The sequence below is a fragment of the Staphylococcus lugdunensis genome (genome assembly GCF_001558775.1).
GTDB classification, from domain to species: domain Bacteria; phylum Bacillota; class Bacilli; order Staphylococcales; family Staphylococcaceae; genus Staphylococcus; species Staphylococcus lugdunensis.
The window spans coordinates 58,357-75,078 of the sequence record NZ_CP014022.1 but is presented as its reverse complement, the minus strand read 5'-3'; the positions used below and the strand labels follow the sequence as shown (position 1 = coordinate 75,078).

The window sequence follows — 16,722 nt, the reverse complement described above, 5'->3', positions numbered from 1 at the left end:
ATGCAAAATGCGGTTAAACAGTACGTCTATGTAGACATTTGCTTAACCGCATTTTAATGCTATTTAAATTCTACAATTGCTTTTCAATTTCATCAGCAACTTGTTGAACATGCGTTCCTACAATTACCTGCGCTGAATGGTTGCCACTCTTAGTAACACCTACTGCCCCAGCATTTTTTATTTTCTGTTCGTCTATCACTACATTATCCTTCAGTTCCATTCTAAGACGTGTCGCACAATTCGTTAATGATACAATATTATCCTTACCGCCAAGCCCTTCTAAAATCTGTTTAGCAGTATTGTAATATTTACTTTGACCCTCACCATTATCTGGAACTGCGTGATGATTGGTATCAGTTTCAGTAGGATCAGCAAGCAAATTATCCCCTCTACCAATTGTATTTAAGTTAAAGACCTGTATAACAACTCTAAAAATAACATAATATAATACAAAGAAACACACGCCTTGTACTAATAACATCAACGGATGATTTGCAACAGGATTAATTAATGATAGAGAATAGTCTATCAATCCTGCACTAAATGCAAACCCTGCAGTCCAATGAAACAATGCTGCAATAAATAGTGATAACCCAGTTAATAATGCATGAATAACAAATAAAACGGGTGCTACAAACATGAAAGCAAATTCGATAGGTTCAGTTACACCAACAAAGAATGCACCAATTGAGCTAGCTAAAAACCAAGCATACACTTGCTTTTGCTGTTTGCTTTGAGCCGTATGATAAATCGCTAAAGCAGCAGCTGGCATACCGAACATCATTACTGGGAAAAAACCTGCTTGATAACGTCCTGTAATGCCTTTTACGGCATCTTTACCACTTTGGAATTTACCAATATCATTGATGCCAATAGTATCGAACCAGAATACACTATTTAATGCATGATGTAATCCAGTTGGTATTAATAACCGATTAAAGAATCCATATAAAAATGCGCCAAATGGTCCAAACCCTGTGATTGTTTTTCCAAAAGTAACTATAGCATTATAAACAACTGGCCAAGCTACAAGAAGCACCAACACCAAAAACGTACAGAAAAATGCAGTTAATATCGGCACTAATCTACGTCCACTGAAGAAAGATAGCGCAACTGGTAATTCTGTTTCACTAAATTTATTATATGTATACGCTGCTATTAAACCGATAACAATACCAATAAAAACATTTGAATTATTCATTTGTGAAAAAGCTAAATCTAGACTATTTTCTTTAACATGTAAAACTGGAGCTATCTTGGCTGGTGACAAAACAACAGTTACTAGCAAATAACCTGTCACTGCTGCAAGCGCAACTGCCCCATCATTCTTTTTCGCCATACCAATCGCTACACCAATTGCGAATAAAATACCTAATTGTTCCAGTATGGTTGAACCAACAGTAGTAAAGAACAAAGCAACTTGTGCCCAGATATGCAACGCATTTAATGCATTACCTATTCCAGTAATAATCGCAGCAGCAGGTAATATTGCTACTGGTAACATTAGCGAGCGACCTAAATTTTGAAAAAACTTACCCATATTATCAATCCTTAATACGTATTTATTTTTATTACTTATTTATTATAATTGCCAAACAAATAAATAACCATATGCATTTTGTATTTTTATAGATTTATTTGAAAATGTTAACAAAATATTTAATATTACGAAACTTCTAATACAAAGTATATATTGCATAATCTTCATAGCTTGCACGCTTCTATTTTAGTTATGAATTTACCTTTAGCAATATTACATAGCAGTTTAATTAATCATCGTTTCATCTTTAATGTGTAAAAAGTAAAAGCGAACTTCTATTAAATTTTAATAAAAATCCGCTTTATTTCACTATATATTTTATCTTCAACCTTAAATTTGTTGGTAATATAACAATTTAATTATTTTTCATAATATAAGACATTTAACTCTTTCTGTAATTCCCCTGTTCTTTTTTCAATTTCTTTGGTAAGATATTCAATCTTTTCATTACGTTTTAATTCTTTTGGAATATCACTAAGATAAATAGGTTTTCCAAATTTAATTGTGGCACGACCAGTCAACAATCCTAAAATATGCTTTGGTCCAACGTAAGCAGCTGGTAAAATCGGCGACTTACTTAACAAAGCAATTGTAGAGGCACCTCTTTTTAATGGTGCGCCTTCTGTAGATGTTCGATGTCCTGTTGGAAAGATACCTACCGTTTTATTTTGCTTTAATAAATTAATAGGACGTTTTAATGTACTAGGACCTGGATTTTCTCTGTCTACTGGAAATGCGTTTAAAGAAGTTAAAAATTTGCCTATCCATTTATTTTTAAATAATTCTTTTTTAGCCATATAATTAATTTCATTTGGCACAAGCGCTAGCGCTAACATAATGACTTCGTTATAGCTTTCATGTGTACATGTCACAATATATTTACTATCCTTCGGTACATTTTCTTTCCCTAATACATATAAAGATTTAGCCCCTTTTACTAACAAGACATTTAATAATTTACTGATGATTTGATACATAATGGCACCTTCTTTGCTTTTATTTCAACAAATTGAATTTTATCATTATATTCTTGCCTTAACAAGCAGCGTCAAAGATACTTCTAAAGTCTGATAGTAATTTACTAGAATTATTGTTGAAAACCATACATAATAATATTATGTATGAAATAGGAGGTAGACAATGTCAATATTCAATCAACATTATAGAAATCCAAAACCTCGTTTTCCTTTGTTTAAAACAATAGTCATTGCTATTGTTGCAGGAATCATAGGTGCATTAATCGTCTTAGGTATTGGAAAAGCGCTAAATCATACTAGCTTGAATCAAAATGGTTCGCAAGTGCAAGAGGCAACAAACTCTAAAGGTGGCAATCGGCTGGATGGTAAAAGTGAAAAATACAATTCTGTCAACCAAATGATTAAAGATGTATCACCTTCAATTGTGGGTGTTATTAATATGCAAAAAGCTTCAAGTATTGATGACTTGCTGCGTGGTAAATCCACAAAATCACAAGAAGCAGGTGTTGGTTCTGGTGTAATATATCAAGTTAATAATGATTCATCTTATATTGTAACGAATAATCATGTTATTGATGGCGCGAATGAAGTTAAGGTACAATTACATAATGGTAAACAAGTTGATGCTAAACTCGTTGGTAAAGACGCGGTTTCAGATATTGCAGTTTTGAAAATCAAACAAACAAATGGAGTTAAAGCCATTAAATTTGCTAATTCTAGCAAAGTGCAGACAGGTGACTCTGTATTTGCAATGGGTAATCCTTTAGGACTTGAATTCGCTAATTCAGTTACTTCAGGTATCATTTCAGCCAACGAACGTACCATCGATGCAAATACATCGTCTGGCGGTACGAAAGTGACTGTCTTACAAACTGATGCTGCGATTAATCCAGGTAATTCTGGAGGTGCACTTGTTGATATAAACGGTAATCTTGTGGGCATAAATTCAATGAAAATTGCCGCTGAACAAGTTGAAGGTATCGGCTTTGCTATTCCTAGTAATGAAGTTAAAGTTACGATTGAACAACTTGTAAAAAACGGCAAAATCGAACGTCCTTCAATTGGTATTGGATTACTAAATTTAAGTGAAATTCCAGACTCGTATCGTGAAGAATTGCATACAAATCGAAAAGAAGGCGTATATGTGGCTAAGGTTGAACATGGAAGTACGATCAAGAAAGGTGATATTATTACAAAGATAGATAATACAACAGTTAAAGAAGATACCGATTTAAGAACGTACTTATATCAACATAAAAAACCTGGTGAAAAGGTAACTTTAACTATTATTAGAGACGGAAATACAAAAGAAATCGACGTAACATTAAAAAGTCAAAAAGCATCTCATACTTCAGAGTCATCAAGAAGTAGCCAATTTGCACAATAACTTCTTAGCATTTGAATTTAATTTATATAAAAAGGGTCTGGGACATACATCTCAGAAAAACAGCAGTAAGATCATTTTCAATTAGAAAATATCTTGCTGCTGTTCTCTATTTTCACAATACTTCGTATTGAATGGCTTCGCTTTCCTAGGGTGCCGTCTCAGCCACCCCAACTTGCTTTGTTTGGCGAAATGCTTTTCGCATTTCTCTTTGTTGGGGCCCCTGTCTTCGACTGGCACTGCTCCTTCAGGAGTCTCGCCATAAATACTACGCATTAACATGTAATTTTACCTTTAAATGCTTTAAAAAATAAGGCACTTTCGTATAATTTAATAAATACCACTAAACTAAATTAACGCGCTGTATATTATCTAATGCATAAGAGAAAAGACAATTTCTATCAAATAATTTTAATAGAAATTGTCTTTTTTACATTGTTTAAGAGCTTAATGTCCCAGACCCTTTATTCATATTCTGTTATCGATAATTCACCATAAAGTATTTCTTTTTACCACGTCTAATAATTGTAAAAGCATTTTCTATCTTATCTTCACTTGATAAATTGTAATTAACATCTTGCTGACGCTCACCATTAATATAAATTGCACCATTATTTACATCTTCACGAGCTTGTCGTTTTGATGAAGAAATCCCTGTTTCAACTAGAGCTTCAACAATATTAGTATTGTCTGCAGATAATTCTACTTGAGGAACGTCTTTAAAACCTTCTTTTAGTTCTTTAGCAGATAAAGATTTCAAGTCACCACTAAATAATGCTTGTGAAATACGTATCGCATCATCTAAAGCATCTTGGCCATGAATCAATTTAGTCACATTTTCAGCCAGTGCTTTTTGGGCTTCACGTAAATGAGGTTGTTCATCTCTTGATGCTTCTAAACGTTCTATTTCTTCTTTATTTAAGAAAGTAAAATACTTTAAGAATTTTATAACATCATCGTCAGATTGATTTATCCAGAATTGATAGAATTCATATGGACTTGTTTTATCAGCATCTAACCAAACAGCTCCAGATTCAGATTTACCAAATTTCTTACCATCTGATTTAGTAACTAAAGGAATAGTAAGCCCATACGCTTCAGTTTGACCATACATACGTCGCATTAATTCAATACCACTTGTGATATTGCCCCACTGATCAGAGCCACCTACTTGAATTTTACAATTTAAATTTTGATTTAAATGTCCAAAGTCTATGGCTTGTAATATCGTGTAAGTAAACTCTGTATAAGAAATACCATTTTCTAATCTAGATTGAATTGAATCTTTAGCGAGCATATAATTTACACCTACATGCTTACCATAGTCTCGTAAGAAACTAATCAATGAAATTTGACCTAACCAATCTTTATTATTAACTAAAACGGCACCTTTTTCAGTTCCAAATTCAAACAATTTATGCATTTGTGCATTGATACCTTGAACATTATCCTCAACTTGTTCTTCAGTTTGTAACACACGCTCTTCAGATTTACCTGATGGATCACCAATCATACCTGTACCGCCGCCAATGAGCACAATTGGTCTATGTCCATGCTGTTGGAAACGTCTCAAAGTTAAAAACGGTAACAAATGTCCAATATGTAAACTATCTGCCGTAGGGTCCGCACCACAATATAAAGATACTTGTTCTTTGTTTAATAACTCCTCAATACCTTCTTCATCAGTTTGTTGATAAATTAACCCTCTCCACTTTAAATCCTCTAATAAAGCATTTGTCATATCTGTATACCTCCTTAAAAAAATAAAAACCCCTACATTATCAAAATGTAAGGGCGCTTTTGCACGTTACCACCATACTTTAGCATCAACATGTGATACCACTCTCTTAATGATACGTTCATTAATTAAACGTTGGATATATTTTAAAAGGTGTATTCACAATTAAAAAGCGTTAGTTCACAGCACCCACTAACTCTCTGAAGACCTTTATAACTGCTACTTGTCCTTACTATCCAATATTTATGGAATTGACATAATTATAAAGAACTCTGTTTTAAAAGTCAACTTAGTAAAATATGATATACTAGACGTACTTTCAGAAAGGACGCATGTGAATGATAAAAAAATTTGTGGCATATATGCAACAGGCTTCATATTTAAAATATGAGACCAAGTATAAATTAATCAAGCATATCTTAATTACGATGTTTGCGCTACTCTGCCTTATTTTATTGATTCTTTTCATTGCAAGTATGTTTTATTTCCATCGCATTACATCACATGCGTCAGCAATGAGTGACAATGAATTAAAGAAGAAAGCCATACACTTTGCTGGAGATGAAGCGATTGATCATAAAAATAGTAATATCTTACAAGCATATGATCAGTCCCAAAATACTTTAATTGTTGGACCTAAACGTGTAAATTCAAACGTGATTGCTGCATTGACATCCTCAGAAGATACATTATTCTATCAGCATAATGGTATTTTACCAAAGGCATTAATTCGTGCAATGATTCAAGATGTTTTCAATGTGAAACAATCATCTGGAGGAAGTACAATTACACAGCAACTGATTAAAAACCAAGTATTAAGTAGTGAGAAGACGTACCGTCGTAAAGCAAACGAACTCGTATTGTCACTGCGCTTAGAAAAGATATTAACTAAAGACGAAATTGTATACACATATCTTAACGTAGTTCCTTTTGGACGAGATTATAATGGCTCTAACATCACAGGTATCGCATCTGCATCGTATAGTTTATTTGGTATCCCACCATCTAAACTTAATATTGCAGAATCTGCATACTTAATAGGCTTACTACAAAGTCCATACACTTATACACCATATGATGAAGATGGCTCAATCAAAAATAATAATCAATTTAATATAGGTATACAAAGACAACACTATGTACTAAAACGTATGCGAGTTGAAAACAAAATATCTGTAAAAGATTACCACAAAGCCTTAAATTTCGATATCAAACATCACCTATTACAACGAGATAAACAAGATGCAAGTTAAATAAAACATTTAAAATTTCCTTTGGCATCATTAAATAAACACCAAATGATATTAAAATTAATTATATATCTGCAGCTAAGCTGTCTACGTTATTTTTATGTTTATACGCTTGATTTTATTTAATGGCTCTTAATATAAGAAACATAGCAAAGAAGGCAATTTCTATTGAAACTTAATAGAAATTGCCTTCTTCAACTTGTCAGAAACCTTTAAGTCTTAAACTATTAGCACGTATCACCTAGAATAATCCAACAGCATGGCCGTCATCTGTTACGTCCATATTTAAAGCTGCAGGTTTTTTCGGTAATCCTGGCATTGTCATAATTGCACCAGTTAAAGCAACTATAAATCCAGCTCCCGTTTTAGCTTCTAACTCTCTAATTGTAATATCAAAACCAGTTGGAGCACCTAATGCTGTGGCATCATCACTAAAGGAATATTGTGTTTTTGCCATACAAATTGGATAATTGTCCCAACCATTATTTTTAAAGTCTTTTAATTGTCGTTTAGCCTTTTTACTAAATGTTACTGAAGCACCGCCATAAATATCTTTGACAATTGTTTCAATTTTTTCTTCAAGTGGTTGATTTAAATCATATAAGAATTTAAATTCTTGTGGTTGATCAATGACTTCTAATACTTGATTAGCTAGGTCTACGCCACCTTTTCCACCTTTTTCCCAAACTTCGGTAAGTGCTATTCTCACATTATTTTCTTTTGCCCATTGCTTGACATACTCTGTTTCAGCATCTGTATCATGAATGAAAGCATTTAAAGCAATGACTGGTTCAACTCCAAATTTTCTAATATTATTAACGTGACGTTCTAAGTTAACAATACCAGCTTTAACAGCTTCAACATTTTCTTCTTTCAAATCATCTTTTGCAACGCCACCATGCATTTTTAATGCACGTACAGTTGCAACTAAGACAACAGCTGATGGTTCAAATCCAGCTTCACGTGCTTTAATATCAATGAATTTTTCTGCACCTAAATCAGAACCAAAACCAGCTTCAGTGATTACAATATCAGCTAAGTCTCGAGCTGTTTCAGTAGCTAAAATAGAGTTACAACCATGAGCGATATTAGCAAAAGGTCCACCATGAACAAGTGCTGGTGTTCCTTCGATTGATTGAACTAAGTTTGGCTTAATTGCATCTTTTAAAATCATCGCTAATGCGCCTTCAACTTTTAAATCTGCTACAGTAATTGGTTTACGATCACGTGTATAACCAATTGTAATGCGACTAATTTTTGATTTTAAATCTTTGATATCACGTGCTAAACATAAAATAGCCATAATTTCTGAGGCAACTGTAATGTTAAACCCATCTTCACGTGGTACACCGTTAGTTGGACCACCTAAGCCAACATTGACATGTCGTAATGCTCGATCATTCATATCAAGAACACGCTTCCATTCAATTCTGCGTACATCAATGCCTAATTCATTGCCTTGATGAATATGATTATCAATAAATGCTGATAATGCGTTGTTTGCTGTTGTAATCGCATGGAAGTCACCATTAAAGTGTAAGTTAATATCTTCCATTGGCAGCACTTGTGCATAGCCACCACCTGTTGCACCGCCTTTAATACCAAAAGTTGGTCCAAGTGCAGGTTCACGCAACGCAACCATTACATTTTTATTTAGCTCATTAAATGCATCAGCTAAACCAACAGTAACTGTTGATTTCCCTTCACCAGCTGGCGTAGGACTCATCGCAGTAACTAATACTACTTTACCTTTTTCGCCTTTAGAATTAACTTTGTTAATATCAATCTTTGCTTTATAATGACCATATTGCTCTAACGCTTCGTCAGGAATCCCTGCTTTCTTAGCAATCTCCCCAATTGGTCTTAATGTTGATTGATTTGCAATTTCTAAATCTGATAAATGTGCCAACTACTTTCAACCCCTTGTTCTAAATAGTATATTGTAAGAGCACCCTGATTGTTTGGGTATCATAATTTCTTACATACTTAATAATAACTAACTCTGCCAATGATGTCGAATTTTTGATAGCGTTTACAATTATTTTGACTAAAAACATATGCATGTAAAATAAATATACGTATATTTTGGCTATTTATTTAGCAAATATCGCATACATATTGAAAACGCAAAATGGTAAAATATATTATCATTTTGCGTTCCAAACTATACATTCAATTGTTGATTATATAAGGAAAAGCATCTTTTATTTTAAAAATAAGTTCCTGCTATTTTTAGTCCTCCATAGTACTTAAATCACCTGCATCTAAATTAAGTTCCCATGCTTTAAGTACACGTCGCATAATTTTACCTGAACGCGTCTTAGGCAATTTATCTCTAAACTCAATTTCTCTAGGAGCAGCATGAGCTGATAGACCTTCTTTTACATATTTTTTAATATCTTCTTTTAAATCATCAGTCGGTTCATATCCTTGGCGTAAAGCAACAAATGCTTTTATAATTTCGCCACGTACTGGATCAGGCTTTCCGATGACACCAGCTTCAGCAACAGCTTCATGCTCAACTAATTTAGATTCGACTTCAAATGGTCCCACACGTTCGCCTGCTGTCATGATGACATCATCTACACGACCTTGAAACCAGAAGTACCCATCTTCATCTTTATATGCTGAATCCCCAGATATATACCAGTCTCCTATAAAATAAGAACGATATTTTTCTGGATTATCCCATATTTCATACATCATAGACGGCCACCCCTTTTTTATTGCTAAATTGCCCATACGATTAGCTGGCAATTCATTTCCCTCATCATCGATAATAGCAGCTTCCACACCAGGAATTGGTTTTCCCATAGAACCCAATTTGACATCCATTGCAGGATAATTAACAATCATATGTCCTCCTGTTTCAGTCATCCACCACGTATCAAGAACACGTTTACCATATGCTGATTTTGCCCATTTGATAACTTCTGGGTTTAATGGTTCTCCCACAGATAGAATAGATCGTAACGTTGACAGATTATATTTTTGAACAATATCATCACCAGCACTCATCAACATGCGTAACGCGGTTGGTGCCGTATACCAAATTGTAACTTTGAATGCTTCAATCATCTTATACCACTGTTCAGGCGTAAAACGTCCACCTGCTATACAATTTGTGACGCCATTTAGCCAAGGTGCAAATATACCGTAAGAAGTTCCAGTAACCCAACCAGGATCAGCTGTACACCAATATACATCGTTTTCTTGTAAATCTAATACATATTTCCCCGTTATATAATGAAGTAGCATTGCTTGTTGTACATGAAGTACGCCCTTAGGCTGTCCTGTTGAACCTGAAGTATAATGTAATATTAAACCATCGTCGCGTTGTAACCATGTGATATTAAATGATGTGCTAGCTGATTGCATTAACTTATTAAAATCTATATAGTTATCAGACACATCATCATCCACGATAATGATTTTTTTGAGATGTGGTAATTTTTCTTGTGGTATACGATGAAGTAATTTATTTGTTGTTATAACAACTTTGGCTTCACTATTCGCTAAACGATCTGTTACTGCCTTTTCCATAAAAGCCTCAAATAATGGACCAACAATTGCACCTACTTTTAATATACCTAAAAAGGCAAAATACAATTCAGGTGTTCTCGGCATAAAGATAAAAACGCGATCCCCTTTTTGCACATTTGCATGCTCTACTAATACATTCGCCGCTTGATTGGATAAGTGCTGTATATCTGAAAATGTATATTGTTCCTGACGCTCATTATCTTTATAGTTTAAAGCGATTTTGTCTCCTTTACCATCGTCTACGTGACGATCTATACATTCATATGCCATATTGATTTTCCCTGTTTTATACCATGAAAAAGCTTTTTCTACTTCATTCCAATCAAAGTTTTGATATACATCCTCATAATTGCTTAAATTATATTCTCCCGGTTCACTCTTATATACTTCTACCTTCATTTGAAATCCCCCTTATATGAAATCGCTTTCTTAGCATGTATTATACATAAATTTTTGTGTTATTCAAAATTTTTAGAGAATTTTTACATTTATATTTTTAATTTACGTCCATAGCCTTTATACTAATTATAATAAGATGTCGGAGGCGGAAATCAATGAAGCATGTCAAAACTTATGTCTTAAAAAATATCAACATACAAGATATTCATTTTGTTATTGAAGGACCTGTATCTTGCAGTTTTTTGAAAACGCTTACTTTCGATGATCAACTTGATGCTTTTCGACCTCCAAAGGAACAATTTAATGCTTTATTAGAAATTTCACGCCTGATGGAAGGTCGAGTATATATCATTAGAGAACGCACACATATCATTGGCTATGTAACCTATCACTATCCGGATGAGTTTGAGCGTTGGTCTCAAGGTCATTTACCTTATCTTATTGAATTGGGTGCCATTGAATTATGTCCAAAATATCGTCATTTACATTTGGGTGGTCTACTCATCGCAACTAGTCTTTCTAGTAATGAGTTTGAAGATTATATTGTTTTAACGACAGAATATTATTGGCATTGGGATTTAAAACAAGCAAAGTTAGATGTTTTTGAATATAAAAAAGTGATGCAAAAAATGATGGCCAAAGGTGGATTAGAAGTTTTTGCTACAGACGAACCTGAAATCACAAGTCACCCTGCCAATTGCTTGATGGCTCGCATTGGCAATCGTATCACACTCGATCAACAACAAGCATTTGATGATTTACGCTTTCAAAATCGCTTTTTCTTTTAAATTCTAATTACTAAAGGAAGTTTGATATGATGCATGATAAAAGAAAAACTGGATATGTCTATTCAGATAAATTATTAAAATATCGTTTTGATAATCATCATCCTTTTAATCAAATGAGACTTAAACTAACGACAGAATTGTTGCAGACGGCTGGCTATTTAAACAATAGTAATATTGTGGAACCACCTATTGCAACAACGAATGAACTAACCCTCGTGCATCAATACGATTACGTACAAGCAATTAAACATGCATCACATGGTATTTTAAGTAATCAAGAAGCTGATAAATATGGATTAAGTGGCGAAGATACGAATCAGTTTAATAATATGCATAGCCATAGTGCTCGAATTGTTGGCGGCGCATTAACATTAGCAGATTTGATTATGAAAGGCATTTATCATAATGGTTGTCATCTTGGTGGTGGTTTGCATCACGCTCTAGAAGGACGTGCCAATGGATTTTGTGTTTATAATGATGTCGCAATTACTGCTAAATATTTAAATCAAAAATACGGCCAGCGGGTATTAATTGTGGATACTGATGCACATCACGGAGATGGTACACAATGGCGATTTTATACTGATGAAGAAATAATGTGTTATTCCATTCATGAAACGGGAAAATTTCTATTTCCTGGCTCAGGACATTATACTGAACGTGGAGAGGATCAAGGATATGGTTACACAGTCAATCTACCTTTAGAGCCTTATACAGAAGATGCCTCATATCTTGAATGCTTGGAGCTATCACTTAATGCTATAATTGAAGCATTTAAACCAGATATAATATTGAGTGTGCATGGGGTAGATATTCATTTTCAAGATCCATTAACTCATATGAATTGTACGCTTGATGCATTGTATCAAATTCCCTATCTAATAAATGCACTTGCAGAAACATATACCGATGGCAAAATTATTATGTTTGGTGGTGGAGGTTATAATATTTGGACTGTAGTTCCAAGAGCATGGAGTCATGTTTACTTAGCATTAACAAGACAAACTAAACCTCATGGTGCTTTACCACAAACTTGGATTAATAAATGGACAAGTTATGCTCCAAAACCGTTACCACAAACTTGGAATGAAAGTCTCGAACACTATATTAATATTCCACGAAGAGAAGAAATAAGTAAGCATAATTTAGAACGTGCTTTACGTATTAAATCATGGTATCAATAGTATTTAAACAAAGAGAAACACTTTCGCATAAATACTCGTAGTTGCATTTAACGAAAGTGTTTGAAGTCTTTGTCACAGTAGAGCTGTTCATGTCGAATAAAACAATATGATTAATGGAAGCGCATACCACCATCAACTATAATTGTTTGACCAGTGATATAATCAGAATCACTGCTAGCTAAAAAGCCAACAACATTAGCTACATCTTCTGGTTTTGAAAGTCGTTTTAAAGTAATTTGATCTGAGAATTGTTTCCAACCCCACTCTTCTGGTTGATTATTTTCTTTAGCTAATTTAACAGCAATACCTTTCATCATTGGTGTTTCAACAATACCTGGAGCAAAAGCATTAACTGTAATGCCTTTTTCAGCTAAATCACGTGCTGCTACTTGTGTAAGACCACGAACTGCGAATTTCGTACTACTGTATAAAGACAAACCTGCGTTACCTTCAACACCAGCTTGTGAAGTAGCATTAATAATTTTACCGCCGTGTCCTAATTTTTCAAATTGTTCTAGTGCTGCTTGAATGCCCCAGAATACACCACCGACATTAACACCAACGACTTGATTAAATTGTTCTGGTGTAACTGTTTCGATTGGCGTCATTGGTCCTAATCCAGCATTATTAACAAGTACATTTAAATCTCCAAAATGATTTACAACCTCACCCAATACTTTAAATACTTCATCACGATTGGATACGTCAGCTTTGTATGCTGCTGCTTCTTGACCTTCTTTATTCAATTTAGCTGCTGCTTCTTGAGCGCCTTCATAATTATAGTCAACGACAGCTACGTTAAATCCATCATTAAATAAACGTTGTGCAATGGAAAAACCAATACCTTGTGCTGCGCCAGTTACGACTGCTACTTTTTTAGTATTACTCATTATCAATCACCTCATAATAATTCTTTTCAATTTTATATTAGCACTTTGTAAAATTTATAGAGTGTCTTTTTTGTGAATTTTTCGATAATTCTAATAATATTACAATTATAGCTGTATAAAACGCAAAAAAAGGTCTGAGATATTAAGTTCTTAAACAATGTAAAAAAGACAATTTCTATTATGTATTAGATAATATACAGCTTGTTATTATTTTAGGATAATAAGATGTAGCCCCACGAGGGTGTTTGAATTCATCGAATTCATTATCTGGGATTGTTTCAACAATTTCATTTACATATCGAGAAATATCATTTGTAGGAATAAGTATTGAAGTTTCCATTGGTAGTGTAAGTTGAGTCATGTTATAATCTTTATACATAAGGCACCTCGTTAATTTAGTTTAGTGAAGTTTATTAAATTATACGAAAGTGCCTTATTTTTTTAAAGTATGTTGATGTAAAATTACATATAAATGCGACGTATTTTGGCGAGACTCTTGAGGAAACAGGACGAGCTGAAGACTACAGGCTGAAGCTGTTTCCTAAGAAAGCGAGCCAACAATGCGAAGTATTGAATAAAAAGAAGCGCTCAGATGAGTTGAATTCAATTCATCTGAGCGCTATTTTTCTGAGATTTATGTCCCAGACCCTTTAGGAATTTATATCCCAAACTCGCATATATTTTATGACTAGATTATATACTATTTTTTATTTTTCCACCAAAATTATTTTGTTGTTCCTCTGTATTCAATTCTATGTGGCAAAATCACATTAGGTTCATCAATAGGCTCGTCATTCATATATTTCGTTAATAGGCGCATACCAACTGCACCAATATCATACAATGGTTGAATTACACTTGATAATTTTGGTCTAACCATCTCAACTAAACGCGTGTTGTTAAAACTTACAATTTGTAAATCTTGAGGGACTTTCACACCTTTGTCTTGAGCACTATGCAAAATTCCAATTGCTTGCTCATCACTAATGACTAAAATAGCATCCGGATGATGGCCTTGTAACTGTTCAAATGCATGTACACCTTCTTTATAACTTTCTTTTCCAGTAAGATGTAAAGCATCGTCAAGTTTAAGTTGATGCTCCCTTAGAGCCTCGCTTAAGCCATCAAGTACATCATCTTGGGCCTTTTTCGAATAATCTCCACCAACAAGCGCAAACTTAGTTGCACCATTTTGAATAAGTTGTTCTGTCACTTCTTTGGCAGCCGATTTAAAGTCAATATTAACTGATGCAATTTGATCGTCTTTTCCATTTGTTCCCGAAACAACAACGGGCACTGATGATTGACTTATTAAATCTTTTATCTCATCTGAAATCGTACCACCTAAGAATATAATACCGTCCACTTGTTTACTTAATAAATTATTGAATATCTCTTTTTCTTTTTCAGGATCATTATCTGAATTAGAAATAATAGAATGATATTTGTACATCGTTGCAATATCTTCTATACCTCGAGCCAATTGTGAATAATAAATATTTGAAATATCTGGAATAATTACACCTACTGTTGTTGTACGTTTACTAGCTAATCCGCGAGCAACTGCATTAGGTCGATAATTTAAGCGCTTTATCACTTCATTGACCTTTTTACGTGTTTCTGGTTTTACGTTTTGATTACCGTTAACCACTCTTGAAACGGTTGCCATGGATACTCTGGCTTCTCTAGCAACATCATAAATTGTAACTGTCATAGCGTCCTCCTGTAAGCGGTTTATTTATTATTATATCGTGTTTTCATTTCATTTTCAAAGTTTAACACAAAAAACTTATGTATTAAATATGTTTTAATTTCGTTCACATATCTGTAAAAAATATTTACTAATTAAAATAAATACCTGCCATAGTGATTCATTAATATGACAGGTACTTGAATTCAGCTAATAACTATTTTAACTTTTTGCTATTATATAATTCAGAAAGTGGTTTAAGTTCACTGTAAAATGCGTCAAACTCATCTAAGTCCATTTGTTGAGCACTATCACTCAATGCAACAGCAGGGTTAGGATGAACTTCGGCCATTACACCGTCAGCACCAACTGCTAATGCTGCCTTTGCAGTTGGTAACATAATGTCCTTTCTACCCGTACTATGTGTTACATCTACCATAACAGGTAAATGTGTACCTTGTTTAAGAATTGGTACTGCAGAAATATCTAATGTATTTCTTGTAGCTTTTTCATATGTGCGAATACCACGCTCACATAAAATTATATTTTTATTTCCTTGAGAGGCAATATACTCAGCAGCATATGTAAATTCTTCAATTGTTGCTGAAAGCCCTCGTTTTAGTAATATAGGTTTATTTGTACGACCAGCTTCTTTTAGTAATTCAAAATTTTGCATATTACGTGCACCAATTTGGAAAACATCTAAATAATCATCCGCAAGTTCAAAGTGAGCAGGATTAACGATTTCACTAACAATATTTAATCCAAATTTTTCTTTGACATTTTTTAATATTTTAAGCCCTTCTAAACCGAGTCCTTGGAAATCATAAGGTGATGTACGAGGTTTAAAAGCACCACCACGTATGAATTTTTCACCTTTTTGTTGAAGATTACGAGCTACAGCATCTACTTGTTCTTGTGATTCAACGGAGCATGGACCAAAAACAAATGATTTCTTACCATCTCCAATAATGCCACCATTTTTAAATGTTACAACTGTATCTTCTGGCTTTAATTTTCTTGATACATATAAATGTTTTTCATTTTCTGATTTTTGTAAATCTGTGGACGCTTTAAAAATTTCTTTAAATAACTGTTTAATTACATTATCATTAAAAGGACCTTGATTTCGATCTAATAAATCGTTTATCATCTCTTTTTCACGTTGTGGATCATAAACTCTCGTACCCTGTTTTAATTTTTCTTCACCAATTTTTTGCGCCAATTCCCCACGTTTGGACAACAAATCTAATATTTGATTATTAATCGATACAATCTCTTCTCTGTATGATTCTAATTTATTACCCATAAATACTCACCTCAAAATTCTGTTTTAACA

12 protein-coding genes and 1 pseudogene are annotated in these 16,722 nt (G+C 33.7%); 4 read left to right on the top strand and 9 right to left on the bottom strand.

The features are described from left to right. Positions 1–70 precede the first annotated feature (70 nt). Positions 71–1,540 (bottom strand): N-acetylglucosamine-specific PTS transporter subunit IIBC, encoded by a 1,470-nt coding sequence (gene nagE / locus AL499_RS00400; RefSeq protein ID WP_002492655.1) that lies wholly within the window; start codon positions 1,538–1,540, stop codon positions 71–73. 359 nt (positions 1,541–1,899) lie between these two features. Then, a complete protein-coding gene (locus tag AL499_RS00395; RefSeq protein ID WP_002458847.1) occupies positions 1,900–2,517 on the bottom strand; it encodes a lysophospholipid acyltransferase family protein in 618 nt (205 codons plus the stop codon). A gap of 163 nt (positions 2,518–2,680) precedes the next feature. Between AL499_RS00395 and AL499_RS00390 the strand changes: the two genes are divergently transcribed. Next, the gene (locus tag AL499_RS00390) at positions 2,681–3,904 is read left to right on the top strand and encodes a S1C family serine protease (protein ID WP_002492617.1); all 1,224 of its coding nucleotides are present in this window, start codon (positions 2,681–2,683) and stop codon (positions 3,902–3,904) included. A gap of 475 nt (positions 3,905–4,379) precedes the next feature. On the opposite strand, the gene tyrS is transcribed toward AL499_RS00390, so the two are convergent. Next, a complete protein-coding gene (gene tyrS, locus AL499_RS00380) occupies positions 4,380–5,642 on the bottom strand; it encodes a tyrosine--tRNA ligase (protein ID WP_002458844.1) in 1,263 nt (420 codons plus the stop codon). 335 nt (positions 5,643–5,977) lie between these two features. On the opposite strand from tyrS, the gene AL499_RS00375 reads away from it, so the two are divergent. After that, positions 5,978–6,892, top strand: a complete 915-nt coding sequence (locus AL499_RS00375; RefSeq protein WP_002492625.1) for a biosynthetic peptidoglycan transglycosylase — start codon at positions 5,978–5,980, stop codon at positions 6,890–6,892. A gap of 238 nt (positions 6,893–7,130) precedes the next feature. On the opposite strand, the gene AL499_RS00370 is transcribed toward AL499_RS00375, so the two are convergent. Beyond that, complete coding sequence (locus tag AL499_RS00370; protein WP_002492633.1) at positions 7,131–8,798, bottom strand: formate--tetrahydrofolate ligase; 1,668 nt, start codon at positions 8,796–8,798, stop codon at positions 7,131–7,133. A gap of 323 nt (positions 8,799–9,121) precedes the next feature. Continuing rightward, positions 9,122–10,831, bottom strand: coding sequence for an acetate--CoA ligase (gene acsA, locus AL499_RS00365; protein ID WP_002492599.1), 1,710 nt, complete (start codon positions 10,829–10,831; stop codon positions 9,122–9,124). Between the two features lie 155 nt (positions 10,832–10,986). On the opposite strand from acsA, the gene AL499_RS00360 reads away from it, so the two are divergent. Further along, positions 10,987–11,619, top strand: coding sequence for a hypothetical protein (locus AL499_RS00360; protein ID WP_002478025.1), 633 nt, complete (start codon positions 10,987–10,989; stop codon positions 11,617–11,619). 26 nt (positions 11,620–11,645) lie between these two features. Beyond that, on the top strand, positions 11,646–12,803 hold the full coding sequence (locus AL499_RS00355; protein ID WP_002458839.1) for an acetoin utilization protein AcuC: 1,158 nt from the start codon (positions 11,646–11,648) through the stop codon (positions 12,801–12,803). A gap of 110 nt (positions 12,804–12,913) precedes the next feature. Here the strand turns inward: AL499_RS00355 and AL499_RS00350 are convergent, their stop codons facing one another. From AL499_RS00350 to AL499_RS00335, 4 genes and pseudogenes are all read right to left on the bottom strand, one after another. Beyond that, a complete protein-coding gene (locus tag AL499_RS00350; protein WP_002458838.1) occupies positions 12,914–13,693 on the bottom strand; it encodes a (S)-acetoin forming diacetyl reductase in 780 nt (259 codons plus the stop codon). 190 nt (positions 13,694–13,883) lie between these two features. After that, a pseudogene (locus AL499_RS00345) lies at positions 13,884–14,072 on the bottom strand (IS5/IS1182 family transposase); the annotation flags it as partial. Between the two features lie 345 nt (positions 14,073–14,417). Beyond that, positions 14,418–15,407: a catabolite control protein A gene (gene ccpA / locus AL499_RS00340; protein WP_002458835.1), complete on the bottom strand. Its 990-nt coding sequence runs from the start codon at positions 15,405–15,407 to the stop codon at positions 14,418–14,420. A gap of 193 nt (positions 15,408–15,600) precedes the next feature. Next, the gene (locus tag AL499_RS00335) at positions 15,601–16,692 is read right to left on the bottom strand and encodes a bifunctional 3-deoxy-7-phosphoheptulonate synthase/chorismate mutase (protein WP_002458834.1); all 1,092 of its coding nucleotides are present in this window, start codon (positions 16,690–16,692) and stop codon (positions 15,601–15,603) included. Positions 16,693–16,722 lie beyond the last annotated feature (30 nt).

Excerpts from the sequence above, each read along its gene's own strand:
- acsA (WP_002492599.1), bottom strand. The coding sequence starts at position 10,831 with ATGAAGGTAGAAGTATATAAGAGTGAACCGGGAGAATATAATTTAAGC.
- AL499_RS00335 (WP_002458834.1), bottom strand. The coding sequence starts at position 16,692 with ATGGGTAATAAATTAGAATCATACAGAGAAGAGATTGTATCGATTAAT.
- AL499_RS00355 (WP_002458839.1), top strand. The coding sequence starts at position 11,646 with ATGATGCATGATAAAAGAAAAACTGGATATGTCTATTCAGATAAATTA.
- AL499_RS00360 (WP_002478025.1), top strand. The coding sequence starts at position 10,987 with ATGAAGCATGTCAAAACTTATGTCTTAAAAAATATCAACATACAAGAT.
- ccpA (WP_002458835.1), bottom strand. The coding sequence starts at position 15,407 with ATGACAGTTACAATTTATGATGTTGCTAGAGAAGCCAGAGTATCCATG.
- AL499_RS00350 (WP_002458838.1), bottom strand. The coding sequence starts at position 13,693 with ATGAGTAATACTAAAAAAGTAGCAGTCGTAACTGGCGCAGCACAAGGT.
- tyrS (WP_002458844.1), bottom strand. The coding sequence starts at position 5,642 with ATGACAAATGCTTTATTAGAGGATTTAAAGTGGAGAGGGTTAATTTAT.
- AL499_RS00395 (WP_002458847.1), bottom strand. The coding sequence starts at position 2,517 with ATGTATCAAATCATCAGTAAATTATTAAATGTCTTGTTAGTAAAAGGG.
- AL499_RS00375 (WP_002492625.1), top strand. The coding sequence starts at position 5,978 with ATGATAAAAAAATTTGTGGCATATATGCAACAGGCTTCATATTTAAAA.
- AL499_RS00390 (WP_002492617.1), top strand. The coding sequence starts at position 2,681 with ATGTCAATATTCAATCAACATTATAGAAATCCAAAACCTCGTTTTCCT.
- nagE (WP_002492655.1), bottom strand. The coding sequence starts at position 1,540 with ATGGGTAAGTTTTTTCAAAATTTAGGTCGCTCGCTAATGTTACCAGTA.